The 15,661-nt window shown below is 55.2% G+C and carries 14 protein-coding genes; 10 read left to right on the forward strand and 4 right to left on the reverse strand.

Annotated elements, in window-relative coordinates:
• The first annotated feature begins 131 nt into the window (after positions 1-131).
• The 7 genes from AC2IAX_RS01250 to grxC all read left to right on the forward strand — a co-directional run bounded on the left by AC2IAX_RS01250 (position 132) and on the right by grxC (position 8,928).
• Positions 132-1,151, forward strand: a complete 1,020-nt coding sequence (locus AC2IAX_RS01250) for a diguanylate cyclase (RefSeq protein WP_494388969.1) — start codon at positions 132-134, stop codon at positions 1,149-1,151.
• 203 nt (positions 1,152-1,354) lie between these two features.
• A complete protein-coding gene (locus AC2IAX_RS01255) occupies positions 1,355-2,329 on the forward strand; it encodes a deoxyhypusine synthase family protein (protein WP_393014565.1) in 975 nt (324 codons plus the stop codon).
• A 294-nt stretch (positions 2,330-2,623) separates the two neighbouring features.
• A complete protein-coding gene (locus AC2IAX_RS01260) occupies positions 2,624-3,025 on the forward strand; it encodes a fasciclin domain-containing protein (RefSeq protein WP_494388970.1) in 402 nt (133 codons plus the stop codon).
• Between the two features lie 708 nt (positions 3,026-3,733).
• Positions 3,734-4,504: a DUF928 domain-containing protein gene (locus tag AC2IAX_RS01265; RefSeq protein WP_494388971.1), complete on the forward strand. Its 771-nt coding sequence runs from the start codon at positions 3,734-3,736 to the stop codon at positions 4,502-4,504.
• 150 nt (positions 4,505-4,654) lie between these two features.
• Entirely contained in the window at positions 4,655-5,176 is a 522-nt protein-coding gene (locus AC2IAX_RS01270) for a hypothetical protein (protein WP_099532052.1), read from the forward strand.
• A gap of 208 nt (positions 5,177-5,384) precedes the next feature.
• Positions 5,385-8,471 carry a phosphoenolpyruvate carboxylase gene (gene ppc, locus AC2IAX_RS01275; RefSeq protein ID WP_494390459.1) on the forward strand — a complete coding sequence of 1,029 codons (3,087 nt, stop codon included), beginning with the start codon at positions 5,385-5,387 and terminating at the stop codon, positions 8,469-8,471.
• Between the two features lie 193 nt (positions 8,472-8,664).
• A complete protein-coding gene (grxC, locus tag AC2IAX_RS01280) occupies positions 8,665-8,928 on the forward strand; it encodes a glutaredoxin 3 (RefSeq protein ID WP_494388972.1) in 264 nt (87 codons plus the stop codon).
• A 31-nt stretch (positions 8,929-8,959) separates the two neighbouring features.
• Here the strand turns inward: grxC and AC2IAX_RS01285 are convergent, their stop codons facing one another.
• Positions 8,960-9,877, reverse strand: coding sequence for a succinate--CoA ligase subunit alpha (locus AC2IAX_RS01285; protein ID WP_494388973.1), 918 nt, complete (start codon positions 9,875-9,877; stop codon positions 8,960-8,962).
• Between the two features lie 86 nt (positions 9,878-9,963).
• Positions 9,964-11,709 (reverse strand): hormogonium polysaccharide biosynthesis protein HpsL, encoded by a 1,746-nt coding sequence (gene hpsL, locus AC2IAX_RS01290; RefSeq protein ID WP_494388974.1) that lies wholly within the window; start codon positions 11,707-11,709, stop codon positions 9,964-9,966.
• Between the two features lie 318 nt (positions 11,710-12,027).
• Between hpsL and AC2IAX_RS01295 the strand changes: the two genes are divergently transcribed.
• Together AC2IAX_RS01295 and AC2IAX_RS01300 are read left to right on the forward strand one after the other, a co-directional pair.
• Positions 12,028-12,651, forward strand: a complete 624-nt coding sequence (locus AC2IAX_RS01295; RefSeq protein WP_494388975.1) for a MiaE family protein — start codon at positions 12,028-12,030, stop codon at positions 12,649-12,651.
• A gap of 377 nt (positions 12,652-13,028) precedes the next feature.
• Complete coding sequence (locus AC2IAX_RS01300; RefSeq protein ID WP_494388976.1) at positions 13,029-13,280, forward strand: hypothetical protein; 252 nt, start codon at positions 13,029-13,031, stop codon at positions 13,278-13,280.
• Here the strand turns inward: AC2IAX_RS01300 and AC2IAX_RS01305 are convergent.
• Complete coding sequence (locus tag AC2IAX_RS01305) at positions 13,277-13,498, reverse strand: hypothetical protein (RefSeq protein WP_494388977.1); 222 nt, start codon at positions 13,496-13,498, stop codon at positions 13,277-13,279. The genes AC2IAX_RS01300 and AC2IAX_RS01305 overlap by 4 nt on opposite strands.
• 98 nt (positions 13,499-13,596) lie before the next feature.
• On the opposite strand from AC2IAX_RS01305, the gene AC2IAX_RS01310 reads away from it, so the two are divergent.
• On the forward strand, positions 13,597-14,889 hold the full coding sequence (locus tag AC2IAX_RS01310; protein WP_494388978.1) for a homoserine dehydrogenase: 1,293 nt from the start codon (positions 13,597-13,599) through the stop codon (positions 14,887-14,889).
• 71 nt (positions 14,890-14,960) lie between these two features.
• Here the strand turns inward: AC2IAX_RS01310 and AC2IAX_RS01315 are convergent, their stop codons facing one another.
• On the reverse strand, positions 14,961-15,392 hold the full coding sequence (locus AC2IAX_RS01315) for a DUF4332 domain-containing protein (RefSeq protein ID WP_494388979.1): 432 nt from the start codon (positions 15,390-15,392) through the stop codon (positions 14,961-14,963).
• Between the last annotated feature and the right edge of the window lie 269 nt (positions 15,393-15,661).

Below are 15,661 nucleotides of genomic sequence, written 5' to 3' on the forward strand. Positions count from 1 at the left end.
GTATTTTGCTCCTTCGCTGCATTGGCAATTAGTATAAATTCACGAATTTCATGATTCGAGTTTCATAATTTGTGAATTAAATTTGCAAATTTTCAGAAACTCAAGACCACAATCTTCAGGATGCAGAGCCGATGAACTATTCAATGATCGATCGTGTCCCCCCAGAAGATGGCCAGCATGAAGCCATCCATGAGCTGGCGCAACCGCCCTGCACAATCCCCACAGTGCAGGGCAACATCCTCTTGGTGGATGACAATTTGGTGAATCTGCGAGTCTTGAGCCAGTTACTGGTGCGGGAGGGGCACAAGGTGCGGCCGGTCAACAGCGGAGAACAGGCACTGAAGGCGATCGCGGCCCATCGCCCAGACCTGATCCTATTGGATATTCGGATGCCGAATCTAGATGGTTATGAAGTTTGTCAACGCTTGAAGGCCGATCGCCAATCGCAATCTATTCCGATCATTTTTATCAGCGCGGCCAACGCCGTTCACGACAAGGTTAAGGGTTTTGAGGTCGGCGGTGTGGACTATATCGCCAAGCCGTTTCAAGAGTTGGAAGTGTTGGCAAGGGTCAACACCCATTTACAGATTTATCGACTGCAACAGGCCCTGAATCAAAAGATCTTGGATCTGGAAAAGGCGAACGCCAAGATCACGGAATTGAGCATTCGAGATGAGCTGACGGGACTGTTTAATCGTCGCCACTTTAATGGGCAAATGAGCCAATTATTTGAGCAGGCTCAGCGCTATCGTTCTTCCTTGAGCGTGGCGATCGGGGATGTGGATTTCTTTAAGCGAATCAACGATCGGTTTTCGCACGCGGTGGGCGATCGGGTCTTGAAAGGTGTGGCGCAAATTCTGCAAAAAAATCTGCGATCGAGTGATCTTTGTGCCCGCTATGGGGGCGAAGAATTTGTGATTGCACTGCCGGGCATAGGCTTAGCGGATGCGGTGGCGGCTTGCAACAAAGTTCGCCAGGCGATCGAGCAAGCGCCTTGGCCCAAAATTCACCCAGAACTCAGCGTCACCCTCAGCATTGGTGTTTCTGACCACTTAGCCTTGGGAGATTATGAGGCGATGATTGCAGAGGCCGATCGCTATCTCTATGCCGCCAAACATGGAGGACGGAACCGGGTTTGTGCCGCTTCTTAATGTTTCGTTGAGGCCAAGGCGGTAGGATGATCGTTTTGGATTGCAGCCCCGTTTTTTCGATCGCGCGTGATCGCCCCCCTGGGCCGAAGGATGCTGGGTTTGAATCATCCTCGGTCAACGCTGGGGCAGCGCGATCGACCCTTGAACGCAAATTCCGGGGCTGCTGGTTGTGTCGCACTCTTTTGTTGAAAGGCAAGTAACCTATGGGCCCCGTCAGTCAGTTCATCAAACACCACTACCGCCACTTCAACGCAGCGGCCTTGGTGGATGCCGCTGAAGCATTTAAGGTGCATGTGGAAGCCGGAAATCCGATGTTGCTGGCCATGGCCGGAGCCATGAGCACGGCAGAATTGGGCCTGTCGCTGGCGGAAATGATTCGCCAAGGCAAAATCAACGCGATTTCTTGCACGGGGGCCAACCTGGAAGAAGACATCTTTAACCTGGTGGCCCACGATTACTATGTGCGGATTCCGAACTATCGGGACTTGACCCCAGAAGATGAACAAAAACTGCTGGACAAGCATCTGAACCGGGTCACCGATACCTGTATTCCGGAAGAGGAAGCCATTCGCCGCATGGAAAAGGCCGTGCTGGATGTGTGGAAAGCGGCCGATGCGGCTGGGCAACGGAAGTTCCCCCACGAATTCTTCTACGAAGTGCTGCTGAATGGCTCCTTGAAGGAGTATTACCAAATTGATCCGAAGAATTCCTGGATGTTGGCGGCGGCTGAACGAAACTTGCCGATTTTTGTGCCCGGCTGGGAAGATTCGACCCTGGGGAACATTTTTGCGGCTCGCTGCATTGAGGGCGACATTAAAAATGTCCACACGGTACGCACGGGCATTGAATACATGATGGCCCTGGCGGACTACTACACGAAGGTTTCGATCGAAAGCGGCCAGTCGATCGGGTTCTTCCAAATTGCGGGCGGCATTGCGGGCGACTTCCCCATTTGCGTTGTGCCCATGTTGCAACAAGACCTGCTGCGGGAAACGCCGCTGTGGGGCTATTTCTGCCAAATCAGCGATTCCACCACCAGCTATGGTTCCTATTCGGGAGCCGTGCCCAACGAGAAAATTACTTGGGGCAAACTGTCGATCGACACGCCCCGGTTTGTGATTGAAAGTGACGCAACGATCGTGGCTCCGTTGGTGTTTGCCTACGTGTTGGGCTGGTAACGAGGCGGTGACCCGTTGCCGAATCGATCGCGCTCAAGGTTGATCAATCAAGGTCGATCGATGTAGCTCCCAGTCGCTAGTTTGAGTCCTGCTCCGCTGTTTTGGGTTGGCAATCATTACACCCAGGACAGCGAGGCGGGCCAACCATGTCCAATCGAAGGTATTAAAACTCCAAAATTGCCCATCCCCAATCGATCGGGCGATCGGCGGTAGGATGATTGGGATTTAGCGGCGACCTTGGGCCCCAGCGGCTCTGCATTGCCCTGTACCTGGACTTCACCCCCATCCTTGACCATGCCCGACATTGTTGACATTGCCATTAATGCCGGTTCCTTTGAAACCCTCGTAACCGCCGTCAAGGTGGCTGGATTGGTCGAAGCCCTGAAAAGTCCAGGCCCCTTCACCGTGTTTGCGCCCAACGACCAGGCCTTTGCTCAGCTCCCACCCGGCACGGTGCAAACCCTGGTGCAAAACCCCCCACAACTGGCTCGCATCCTGAAATATCACGTGGTGGCTGGTAAATACACCCAAGCGGATTTGGCCCAGGTGACCCAATTGGAATCGCTCGAAGGTGCTCCAATTCCGGTACGGGTTGGTAAAAACTTTGAGGTGAAAAATGCCACGGTGGTGGCGGCCGACATCGAAGCGGCCAATGGCGTGATCCATGTGCTCGATCGGGTAATTCTGATGGGTTAGGGAGCCAATGGGTTAATCAACGGCAAAAGCGCGGTTTTCAGATTTCAGAACCGGCCGGCGAGGTGTTGCCCCGCTCCCGAAAATTCAGTTGAATCAAATTCGATCTAGCTCTTCGATTGAGTCAGATTCGATCTAGCGTTTCGATCCAGCTTGAGGAAGCCCAATTCAAGCTTTCGATTGTTTGCGATTCTTTACATTTCTTCACATTTCTTCAAAACCCTGAATAGGGGGTTGCTTTCGCCAAGCTTCCCCCAAGTTTGCCTTGTGAATCCTGCTCAGCGTAGGATTTAGCGCGATCGATCTGGTTCCTGTTCCGCGTCATCCCGCCGGTAAGATCAGTCAGCTCACCGTGAACTGAGTGTTGATCGGTACATAGCTGGTTTGGGGGAATGCCATACACTGGGAGACAGTTTGTTAACTGTCTAGACGGACTCGGCTTCCAGGGGCATCTATTGACTGAAGGGGAATTCGCTTCCGTCCTCGCCTGGTGTTGAGTTTGCGGTTCGCAGGGCACAGCTATGGTCACGATCAATCCAGACCATGGCCCGACCGAAGCCGCGATCGGAACATGGTTCACTACTTTTTCCCGAGTATCGTTTTCAATAGAGTCTCAGGGGTAGGGAACAGCAGCCGCGAGGACAGATGACATCCAGCCCTTGTAGGTCGCTACTGCTTTTGCTTGTATCAGTCTCATGAGGGGTAGTTCTTATGGTGCCCAATCGCATGCTCTCCCGATTCTTTGTTTCCTCGGTTTTGACGGCCGGGGCGATCGCCCTTTCAAGTTTCACCGCTTCGGCAGGAATGCCTTTGGTTAACGGTCAAGCTGGCTCAGAAGGGCCCGCCGTTAGCTTTAATTCGCTCCCGAGCCAAGAAGCTGGGTTCGCTCCCCGGGGTAACCGCACCCTTCGCCACACGGTCAGTGGAGGCCGGCGCGGTGCTTGTGGTTCCTCGGCCTTGGCCCTCATGCCCTTAGTTCCAGGCCAACAGGGTGCGCTGACGGCCAGTGCTCATCCTTCGCTGTGGGTCTATGTGCCCGCCGGGATGGGCAGCACGGCTCGTTTCCGGTTGACGGACGAAACGGAAGCCGACCTGGACGAGCAAACCATTGCTCTTCCCCAGGAAGGTGGCTTGGTGCAGGTGAAGCTGCGGGATAAGGGCCAAGGCCTGACCGCTGGCAAAGCCTATCAATGGTACGTTTCGGTAGCTTGCGAAACGGCCAACGGTGAAGAACCGCGCAACACCTTCGCTAGCGGCTGGATTCAACGGGTGGAAGCCAGCTCTGCGGTGGCGGAAGCAACGGCAGCTCCCGATCGGCTGGCGGCGGCGGCGGCCTATGCTCGTGCGGGCATTTGGTACGACGCGGTGAGCAGCGTGATTGAAGCCGATCGCTCGGGCGATCGGGCAGCCGCTTGGCAAGCGCTGGCCACTTCGGCGGGTTTGGATCGATCGCTGATGGCCATTAACCTGCCCAGCAACTAGACCAGCAGCCGGCCCCGCAACTCGTCAGATTGCCCGGTGGCAATCCTCAAGACAGTGCGTAGGCTATGATGCCTGTCGAGTCAGAATCAGGATGGAGTGTAAGCTCAATCCTGATTTTGGTTTTTAGGGCTTGTTTCTTGGAGCTGGTTTATGAACTACCTAATTGCTGTCTTTGCCGATCGCATGGGCGTGGAAGCGGCTTACACGGCCCTGGAAGCGGCAGGCTTTGACCTCAAGCAAATGGCCATTTTGGGCAAGGGCTACAAAACCGCCGATGAATTTGGATTCATTGACCCCAGCCAGCAGGCTCGTCGCCAAATTAAGATGATGGCTTTTTGGACGATTCCCTTTGGCTTTTTGGCCGGTGTGGGATTCAGCTTGGCAACGGGGTTGCAAACCTTCACGGAATGGGCCGGCCCGGTGGGCAATCACCTGGTGGGTGGCCTGTTGGGGGCGATCGGGGGAGCCATGGGCAGCGTGACCGTTGGGGGCGGCCTGGGCCTGACGGGAGGTAACGGCGATGTGCTGGCCTATCGCAATCGACTTGACCAAGATCAATACCTGTTGGTGATCAAAAATCTTGATCCGATGCAAACCCGCCAAGCAAATGATTTAATTCGGCTGCAAAACCCGGAAACCGTACAGGGCTATACCGATTCTGGGGCCGTTTAAACGCACAATCCATCCGGGATTTCATGCACCATGTGGCCTCCTTGGGGGGGAACTGCCCACCCCCAAACCCAAACAGGATTCAGGTTTCCCTTCCCTCATCAACAACCCACCCGCTGGCGAGCTGGCGGGATGCGGATGGGTTTCTAAAGCCCCGCCTTCCTATAATCTAGGGAGCATGACCAACCTTACCGAGCCAGCCGATCGCTCTATGAGTTCGACCATCCATTCGCTCGATCGAGAAGTTGCCGCAGCCTCGGCATCAGACTTGTTTTTGCGGCATCGTCTCAAGGTGATGGAAGACCTGTGGCGGCAGGTGTTGCAACAGGAGTGCGGTCAGGAATTGGTATCCCTGCTAGATCGACTGTTGGATCTCTGCGCACCGGACGGCCAAGCCGCTGATTTTTGCGAAGCTGATGTTTTGAAGCTGGTTGAAAACCTAGACCTTAATTCGGCAATTCGGGCTGCGCGTGCCTTTGCCCTTTATTTTCAACTGATTAATATCGTTGAGCAACATTACGAACAACGCGATCAACAACGGCAATACGAAACCGCCAGTAGCCAACCCATTTCGACGAAGCTTTTTAGCAACCATAGTCCCTTTGACAATCCTGAATCAAAGGGCGGAATTGAAGCAAAGGTGCTGGAGCGGAGCATTCCGAAACCAGATCAAATTCCGGATAATTGCGGGACGTTCTATTGGCTATTTCCCTATTTGCAACAACTGAATGTGCCGCCTCGGCAAATTCAAAAGCTGATTGATCAATTGGATATTCAGTTGGTCTTTACGGCTCACCCAACGGAAATTGTGCGCCACACGATTCGCGACAAACAGCGGCGATTGGTGAAAATTTTGCGAGAGCTGGATTTGGTGGAGGAAGATTTGCGCGATCGGGGATTAAGCACCTCGATCGAGGCCCAAACCCTGCGCCAAAAACTCACGGAGGAAATTCGCCTTTGGTGGCGCACTGATGAATTACACCAATTCAAGCCAACGGTGCTCGATGAGGTGGACTACGCCTTGCACTATTTTGAAGAAGTGCTGTTTGAGGTGATTCCCCAGCTCTATCACCGGTTCGATCGGGCCTTGAAATCATCATTTCCGGGACTGACTCCGCCCCGTTTCGATTTTTGTCGGTTTGGATCTTGGGTGGGTTCCGATCGCGATGGCAACCCTTCCGTGACTCCAGAAGTGACCTGGAAAACCGCTTGCTATCAGCGCAACTTGGTGCTGAAGAAATATCTGCAATCGGTGAAAAGTCTCAGCAGTTTGTTGAGCCTTTCTTTGCACTGGAGCGATGTGCTGCCGGAGCTGCTGGAATCCTTGGAGCAGGAGCAGGCTCGACTGCCGGATATTTACGAAAAATATGCGGTGCGTTTCCGCCAAGAACCCTATCGCCTGAAGCTGGCTTACATTGAACAGCGGTTGATTAACACCCTGGCTCGATCGAACCGGCTCTATGAAGGAGATGAATTGCACTCGGATATGTTGGAAAACAATCCGGTCAGCATCTATCGATCGGGCACGGAATTTTTGGCAGAATTGAACCTCATTCGGCGCAGTTTGCAACAAACGGGCTTAGTTTGCTCGGATTTGGAAGATCTGATCTGTCGGGTGGAAATTTTTGGGTTTAGTTTGGCCCATTTGGATATTCGCCAAGAGAGCAGCCGTCACTCGGCTGCGATCGATGAAATCACGGAATATCTGCAACTGTTGCCCAAGCCCTATCGGGACATGGACGAGGCAGAACGAACGGCCTGGCTGGTGCAGGAATTAAGCACCCGTCGTCCTCTGATTCCGGCGGAGTTGCCCTTTTCCGACAAAACCCGCGAGGCGATCGAAACCCTGCGGGTGGTGCGGCAGCTACAGCACGAGTTTGGCCCCGGAGTCTGCCAAACCTACATCATCAGCATGAGCCACAACGCCAGCGATCTGCTGGAGGTGTTGCTGCTGGCCAAGGAGGCAGGCCTCTATGACCCCGCCACCGGGTCAGGAACCCTGCGCGTTGTGCCGCTGTTTGAGACGGTGGAAGATTTGAAATGTGCGCCGTCGGTGATGGAGGGGCTGTTCTCCATGCGGCTTTACCGCGCATTGTTGGCGGGTGGCTACGATCGCCTCGATGCCGTTTTGGAAGCGGCCACCGAAGGGCAAACGGGCGCAGAATTTGCCAAAATGCGCCCCCACACCCCCACCAGCAATCAGCAAGAGGTGATGCTCGGTTATTCGGACAGTAACAAGGATTCGGGCTTCCTCAGCAGTAATTGGGAAATTCACAAGGCCCAAAAGGCGCTGCAAGGGGTGGCCGATCGCTTTGGGGTGGCCCTCAAGATTTTCCACGGGCGCGGTGGATCCGTGGGGCGTGGCGGCGGCCCAGCTTACGAAGCTATCTTGGCCCAACCGGGCCGCAGTATCCAAGGCCGGATCAAAATCACGGAGCAAGGGGAAGTGCTGGCTTCCAAATATTCCTTGCCCGAGTTGGCGCTCTATAACCTGGAGAAGGTGGCCGCCGCCACGATTCAATCAAGCCTGCTGGGCACGGGGTTTGATGACATCGAGGCTTGGAATGAGATTGTGGAGTCCCTGTCGGCGCGATCGCGGGAACATTACCGATCGCTGATTTACGAACAACCGGATTTCATTGACTTTTTCCATGAGGTCACCCCGATCGAGGAAATTAGTCAATTGCAAATCTCTTCGCGGCCGGCCCGCCGGGGTGGCAAGAAGGATCTCAGCAGCCTGCGGGCCATTCCCTGGGTGTTTAGCTGGACCCAAAGCCGCTTCCTGTTGCCCGCTTGGTATGGGGTGGGCACGGCCCTGCAAGACTTTGTGGATCAGGAGCCGGAAGAGCACCTGAAGCTCCTGCAATATTTCTACTTCAAGTGGCCGTTCTTCAAGATGGCAATCTCGAAGGTGGAGATGACCCTGGCGAAGGTGGATCTGCAAATTGCCCGCCACTACACCAATGAGTTGACGCAGCCGGCCAACCGAGACCGGTTTGAGGCGCTGTTTGAGCAAATTGCCCATGAGTACATGACGACTCGGGATCTGGTGCTGAAAATTACGGGCCACGATCGCCTGTTGGATGGAGATCCGGCATTGCAGCGATCGGTGCAGTTGCGCAACGGCACGATCGTGCCCCTGGGCTTCCTGCAAGCGTCGTTGCTCAAGCGGTTACGCCAACACAAACAACAGTCAGCCACCGGCATGGCGCGATCGCGCTATAGCCGCAGCGAGCTGTTGCGCGGGGCCCTGCTGACCATTAACGGAATTGCGGCCGGAATGCGGAACACCGGTTGATCGCGGTGGCTCACTGGGGTGCTGATCCCAATGCGTCTTGGCTCAACTGGGTCTGAATAGAAGGGCGATCGACCGACGGGGCGATCGCCCTTCTGGTGTCTGAAGGCGGGCTGGCACCTGGGCTAGGCCACAAGCGATCGAGAAACTAGATACAATCCTTCATAAATCTTGAACACCACTGCGATCGCGTCCTATGGCTGCCAACGTTGAAATTTATCTCTGGACAACTTGCCCCTTTTGCATTCGGGCCAAGCGATTGCTCGACCGCAAAGGGGTGAACTATACGGAATATGTCCTAGACGGCGATGAGCCAGGGCGGGCCAAGATGGCGGAACGGGCCAATGGTCGGCGATCGGTTCCCCAAATTTTTATCAATAACCAGCATGTGGGCGGCTGTGATGATATCCACGCCCTGGAACAGGAAGGCAAGCTAGATGAGTTGCTGGCTGCTTCTTAGGTTGGCCAACGATCAGATCTAGCTCAACCGATTACGACTTAGCACTAGGGGCCTTGGCTTTGGTGTTCAGGGCCCTTTGCAATAGCTCGGGAATTTTGGAGGGCCGATCGGCCACTCTCACCTTGGCGGCCTTGAGGGCGGCGACCTTGGTAGCCACATCGGTTTTGCCCCGTTTGCCCAACTCCGTGCGCGAGGCCACGATCTGGTTGGCATGGCCGATCGAGCGGTTCACGGGGGCAAAGTGTCCGGCAATGTAGGCAATTACGGGTTTATCGATCGTTTCGGCAATGTAACGCGCGGCCCGCAGTTCCCCATCGCCGCTGACTTCGCCAATCAGCACAATGGCCTCGGTGCGATCGTCCTCATCCAGCATTTGCAGCCACTGCAGCAACGACGATCCCACCACGCGATCGGCCCCAATGCAAGCGGCGATCGATTGACCAAACCCAGCCCGCGTCAGTTGCAGCGCCACCTCATAGGCCAGGGTGCTGCATCGGCTGACAATCCCGATCGACCCCGGTTGATAGCATTCGGCCGGGTGCATTCCCAACAACACCTGTCCCGGCACAATAATTCCCGGGCAATTGGGGCCCAGCACCAACGTATCGGTGGCCTCTGCCCGCCGTACCAGGCGCACCATATCCAGCGGCGGCACACCGGCCGACACCATCACCACCTGGCGAATGCCGGCCGCGATCGCCTCCAAAGCCGCATCCACCGCCGCATAGGCTGGCGAGAAAACAATCACCACATCGATCGGCCCCACCGTGGCGATCGCCTCTTCTACCAAATCAAAAACGGGAATTTCATTGATCGATCGGCCCCCTTCGCCGGGGCTGACACCCGCCAGCACCTGTGTGCCGTAGTCCCGCATCAGCGGCACATGGGCGATCGCCAGCGGTTCGGCAATCCCACAAATCAAAACCTTGGTGTTGGGTGTCAGTCTCATCCACAAAGCTCCCTGACGCTCCTGACGATTCGTTGATTCAATCCCACAAGACTGGCACAAAAATGGCGAGATGCTAAAACCAGATACTAACCGGGAGCGGCCTTGGCGGTTCCCCGGCGGCTGGTTCCATTATTGGCTGATTCCTCTAAATCATCGGTTAAATCTGCCTCTAAGTCTTCTGAATCGTCCTCAGCGTTTAGGAGTCGTTGCTTGCGATCGGCGCGATCGATCTCGGGCAATCGCAACAGCACCCCGACTGCATACCAGTAATAAACCGCCACTGGATCCACATCCAACGGGTAGTAATAGGTTTGATAACTGATGAACAGCACAAACACCCAATAGCTGGCTCCGATGCCGCGCAGATTTTTTTCCTTGACCGATCGATAGGCCTTAAACGTGGTTACGGTAATCACCGTTACGAAGGCCAAAAACGCCGCAATGCCCGGAAAACCCACCTCCCACATCACCTTGGGAAACCAGGTTTCAATCAAGGTTGTGCGACCAAAAACCCGCGCTGAGTTGGTGGCTCGGCCTAAGCCCGCTCCAAAGGGATTGTTTTGGGCTTTTTTAAGCACAAATCCAAACTGTTCCCCAATGAATTCATCGGCCGGAGAAGCAGCCCAACGGCTGGTGAAACTATCGATCCGCTCTTGCAACACATCAGGGAATAAAACCGCAGCGCCACCCAACAGCAACACCAAACCGAGGGCGATCGGCAAAAAGCGTTTTAAGTTGGTGACTTGTCCCGTTAAAACCAACAGAATCACCGTCACCACTGGCACGAGCGCCAAGGCAATTCGCTGGCCTGAAATCACCGCATTCATGAAGATGCCACCCATGGCTCCCAAGCCAATCAACCGCCACAGGGGAGATGGGTCATTAAAAGCCGTCGTATAGGTAAAAAAGGCATTGGAAATTAGGAACCAAGCCCATTGCCAAGGGGCCACAAAGGTTCCCGGTAATCGCACCATGTTTTGCGATGGACTCCACACCAAGGAGCCACCCACAAAACAACGAGCATCGATCGAAGCCTTAAACAATCCCGATCCTTCCAAGTGGTCAGTGCCCGCACAGCGCCCCGTCAGTAGAAAGTAATATTGCACATAGGCTAATGCACAACAAACAATGGCCAAAACCGATGTGATTCGCGTGGCAAAGAGCAGTTCTTTTTTGCTGCGAATTAGGTGATAGGTACAGAAGATAATGGGAATATAGCCCATGAAAACCTTGAAGCCCAAAATCCCCAAAGCAAGGGGCGATTTGTCGTCGGGAAATGGCTTTTTAAGCTGCTGCATTCCATTCACAGACAGCAGCGTAATTACGGAGCAAGTCAACAAAATCAGAAGCGTGGGTTTCAGGGCTTTCGAGGCCCAAAACGGGATCCTCATTTGCCGACACGATCGCCAAATGCCAATCAAAGCAGGTAAATAAATCCCGTCTTTGGCTAATTGCAACACCACGCTGCCACCCAAGGCGTAGGTCACCGTGCCGCTGAGGGGCAAATACATTAAAAAGCCCCAAAACGCCTGACGCGGATATTTCAAGGACAGGGACAAAACCGGAATGGCCGCACCGGCCACTACGCCCATTTTGGGATCAACAGTAACGGCGGCGATCGCCCCTAAAATCACCCCCACAATGAGGGACGGTGTGAGGGATTGAATAAAGGCTTGGCGAGCTTTGGCTTGTTCCCGCTGGCGCTTTTTCAGCTCCTTGGGATCAACTTTGACCTTGGCATTTTTGCGTTTCTGATTGCGTTTTTTCTTGGTTTTGGTGTTGCGTTTTTTGGCTTTCGTGGGGCGGGCTTTGGCTTTGCGAGCGACGGCCATAGACGGGGGTGGGGAGAGTGAGGGGCGGCGGCGTAGGTTGCGGACGGGGCGGCGAACTGGCCCGATCGGCTAGGAAACGTTTGCCATTGTATTTCGCGAATTCCGGGATGGTTTCGAGGCAGTCCCGATCGCCCGCGGCCGGTTTGAGGTGTTTTGGTCTCTTGGGTTGCCCAGTTGTTCAATGGCCTGGTTCACTGGATTTGTTCGCATTGAGTCGATCGCCCAGTCGATCGCCCAATCGATCGCCAGGTTGATGAACTTGCTCGATCAACTACTTCATCGACAATTCAAGTTCTTTGTCATTTTCTCCCGATCGCCATGTCTTCCCCTTCCCTGCCGCAGCCGGCCGTTTCTGAGTTGCCCTCGGTGCGTTTTTTGCAGCAGCCCACCTCCCAAGCTTGGGTGAACCAGGCGATCGCCCATTTGGATGAGGTGCTGATTGATCATGCCAACTGCGAGCGGAAGGCGGCCGGGGTTGCCCTGCAACTGATGGGCCAATACCCCACAAAAACGCTGCTGGTGCGCAAGCTCACCGCGATCGCCCAGGAAGAGTTGGAGCATTTTGAGCAGGTGAACCAATGGCTCGATCGCCTGGAAATTGCCCCTCGGGCCTTGGCAGCTCCGCCCTATGGGGGCACCCTGCGATCGCAAATTCGCCGCCAAGAACCGGGTCGCCTGCTGGATTCCCTGCTGGTGGCGGGGCTAATCGAAGCCCGCAGCCATGAACGACTGGGCCTGTTGGCGCAACATTGCCCTAACCCGAAGTTGGCGGCCTTCTATCGCAGCCTAATGGCTTCCGAAGCGCGACATTACGGAATTTATTGGGTTTTGGCGGATACCTATTACGATCGCCCGGTGGTGATGGAACGGCTGGCGGAGTTGGCGGCGATCGAAAGCAATGTTTTGGCGACGCTGCATCCCCAAGCACGGGTTCACAGCTAAGAGGATGTCTGAGAAGTATCTTTCAGTACGGGCTAAAGACTAATTGTCGTAGGAACAAGGGGCTTAAGCCCCTTGTCTACATCGATCTCTGGGGCGCACAGCGTAGCAATTTTGGCTTTTCAGACATCCTCTAAGGCGAGTTTTTAGATCCCTGCGATCGACTTGTGATCGGCCAAAAATCCTTGAAACCCTTATTTTGGAAGGATATCTGAAGCATGTCTTTTGGTAGAGGGCAATCATTAGCAGTCGTGGGGGCAAGGGGCTTAAGCCCCTTGTCTGTGTCGGTTGATGAGACCCGCAAGGTCACCTTACCTACGATGGCTTGAACGGGAAAATCAGCTATGTTAAGGGGCCAGAGAAGAGCCGGAATCATCACCATGAGCCAAATCACGAATTCCCTGGATCCCCAGTCGATCGACTGTAAAACCGCCTGTGTCAATGGTTGTGTTTTGGGTGACCAATGCCCAAATCAGGAATTTGCCAAGGCTGCAACCCAATTTATTTGGGATACGCCGCTGGACAAGCTAAACGAAATTGCGGCCGCCCGATTCACCAAGCCCTTTGAATCGCAACTGCAACCGATCGACCTGAATCAAATCGACCTAGAGCAAATGGATTCGGAATCCTAGGGACGATCGCCCAGCCGTTGTCTAGCGATCGCCCAGCCGTTGTCTGGTGATTGCCTGGCGATCGTTTGGTGATGGGTGAACCCGGGGAACCGGCCCGTTTGAGCGGGCCGCCCAATGTCAGAATATCCATGGTCAGGAATTTGACGATTGGGACTTTGATCGATCGCGAAACTCCGAAAACTGGTTTGGGTGGTTTGCTGAGCAGGCTCGTTGAGCAAGCGATCCCAATTGCGATCGGGCGTTTCCTCCGTCAGTGGCTCCCGTGGGTGGCCACCCTGGCCCAGGACGAATTGTTTAGAGAAAGTTGGGAAAAGTCGTGGGTTTCAAAGTCGGTCTGTTGGGTCTCGGAACCGTTGGAGCGGGTGTGGCGCAGATTTTGCTGGACGCGACCGGCCGCAGCCCGCTCCTGCAATCGTTGGAACTCTATCGGGTGGGGGCCCGATCGCTCGATAAGCCCCGGCCGGTGGAAATTCCCCGCGAACAGCTCACAACCGATTTGCAATCGATCGTCACCGATCCCAATGTGGATATTGTGGTGGAGGTGATTGGCGGACTGGAACCGGCGCGATCACTGATGTTGGAAGCCATTCGCCACGGAAAACATGTGGTGACCGCCAACAAAGCCGCGATCGCCCGCTTTGGCCCAGAGCTATTTGATGCGGCCAAGCAAGCGGGGGTTTATTTGATGCTGGAAGCGGCCGTGGGCGGCGGCATCCCGATTATTCAACCCCTGAAGCAATCCCTGGGGGGCGATCGCCTCAATGGCATCACCGGCATCATCAACGGCACCACCAACTACATCCTGTCGCGGATGACCGCCGAAGGAGCCGACTTTGGCGATGTGCTCGCCGATGCCCAGCGGTTGGGCTATGCGGAAGCCGACCCCACCGCCGACGTGGATGGCCTGGACGCGGCCGACAAAATCGCAATCCTGGCATCTTTGGCCTTTGGAGGCCGCATCAAGCGGGACGCGGTGCATACGGAAGGCATTCGCAACATCACCGCCACGGATATCACCTACGCAGATAAGTTGGGCTTTGCGATCAAATTGCTGGCGATCGCCCGTCGCCAGGGGCCTGCCGTATCCCTGCGGGTGCATCCCACCCTTGTGCCCCACAGCCACCCCCTAGCCCGCGTGGATGGCGCATTCAACGCAATTTTTGTGGAAGGCCAGCCGATCGGGCAGGTGATGTTCTTTGGCCCCGGGGCCGGGTCTGGCCCCACCGCCAGTGCCGTGGTTTCCGACGTGTTGAATGTGGCGGCGGCCATGCAAGCCATGGGCGATCGGGCTACACCGGTCATTAATCCCATGCTGGCTTGTAGCCACAGCGATTTTTGCCCCATCGCCTCGCTGGATGACCTGGAAACCCGGTTCTATGTTCGCTTCCTGACGAGCGATCGCCCCGGCACGATCGGCCATATCGGCAGTTGCTTTGGGAACCGTCTGGTCAGCTTGGAATCGCTGGTGCAAACGGAGGTGAACGGCGATGAAGCCCAAGTGGTGGTGGTCACCCATGCGGTGCGAGAAGGGGACTTCCGCGCCGCCCTGGCCGACATCCACGCCAGTGATGCCATTCGATCGGTAGCCAGCGTCCTGCGCGTGATTTAGCCATCGCCGCTGGAATTCGCTCTGGAATTAACTGGGAATCCACTGGGGACTCAAGCAATCGGGGGAGGCGATCAGGACGACGATCGCCCCACCAACTCTCGGGCCTGCAAAATCCAGCGCGTCACCTCACCCGGGCCGGGACAAAGATTGCGCCGCTGCAACTCTCGCACATGCAACCGCAGCACCTGCTGATGGAGTTTGTGGGTCGGTTGCTGGGCCAGTTGAACGGTGCTAATGATGCCTGAATGCAACAGCAAACCACAGTAATCTAGGCCAACACTGGGAACCCGGGCCAAATCCGCCAAGGCAACCCATTTACGCACATGGTGCTCGTGGAGCTGCAATTGGGCGGCGATCTCCCGTTGTTGATCGCGACTCGCGGCCGATCGCAGGAGCGATCGGGTATCGACCAATCCCAATTCCTGAAGTTGCAACAAATCCTTCGCACTTAGCCCCGGCAACTGAGCCAAAGGCCACCATTGGGCGATCGCCCGCTGAGCCATTCTACTTACGCTCCCTTCTGCTGCAAAGAGTGATAATGATTCACGGGTGATGCATGGGTAATCATCCGGTTTTGGGTGCTTCTTCAGTCTTGTTGAGAGTCCGAGGGATGACCACCGCCTTAATGCTCTCTCGATCGCAGCTAAACCCGTCACTGCTCTACCCAATACTGCAATTTGAAGATTCGATTGCGCATTTCCGAGGCACGATCCCGATGCACATTTTTGAGCTGCAATCTCCAAGCCTCAAAAAACTTTGGCATCTTCATGCT

It is taken from the genome of Limnothrix sp. HT2024, from assembly GCF_059138625.1.

Excerpts from the sequence above, each read along its gene's own strand:
- AC2IAX_RS01250 (WP_494388969.1), top strand. The coding sequence starts at position 132 with ATGAACTATTCAATGATCGATCGTGTCCCCCCAGAAGATGGCCAGCAT.
- AC2IAX_RS01255 (WP_393014565.1), top strand. The coding sequence starts at position 1,355 with ATGGGCCCCGTCAGTCAGTTCATCAAACACCACTACCGCCACTTCAAC.
- AC2IAX_RS01260 (WP_494388970.1), top strand. The coding sequence starts at position 2,624 with ATGCCCGACATTGTTGACATTGCCATTAATGCCGGTTCCTTTGAAACC.
- AC2IAX_RS01265 (WP_494388971.1), top strand. The coding sequence starts at position 3,734 with ATGGTGCCCAATCGCATGCTCTCCCGATTCTTTGTTTCCTCGGTTTTG.
- AC2IAX_RS01270 (WP_099532052.1), top strand. The coding sequence starts at position 4,655 with ATGAACTACCTAATTGCTGTCTTTGCCGATCGCATGGGCGTGGAAGCG.
- ppc (WP_494390459.1), top strand. The coding sequence starts at position 5,385 with ATGAGTTCGACCATCCATTCGCTCGATCGAGAAGTTGCCGCAGCCTCG.
- grxC (WP_494388972.1), top strand. The coding sequence starts at position 8,665 with ATGGCTGCCAACGTTGAAATTTATCTCTGGACAACTTGCCCCTTTTGC.
- AC2IAX_RS01285 (WP_494388973.1), bottom strand. The coding sequence starts at position 9,877 with ATGAGACTGACACCCAACACCAAGGTTTTGATTTGTGGGATTGCCGAA.
- hpsL (WP_494388974.1), bottom strand. The coding sequence starts at position 11,709 with ATGGCCGTCGCTCGCAAAGCCAAAGCCCGCCCCACGAAAGCCAAAAAA.
- AC2IAX_RS01295 (WP_494388975.1), top strand. The coding sequence starts at position 12,028 with ATGTCTTCCCCTTCCCTGCCGCAGCCGGCCGTTTCTGAGTTGCCCTCG.
- AC2IAX_RS01300 (WP_494388976.1), top strand. The coding sequence starts at position 13,029 with ATGAGCCAAATCACGAATTCCCTGGATCCCCAGTCGATCGACTGTAAA.
- AC2IAX_RS01315 (WP_494388979.1), bottom strand. The coding sequence starts at position 15,392 with ATGGCTCAGCGGGCGATCGCCCAATGGTGGCCTTTGGCTCAGTTGCCG.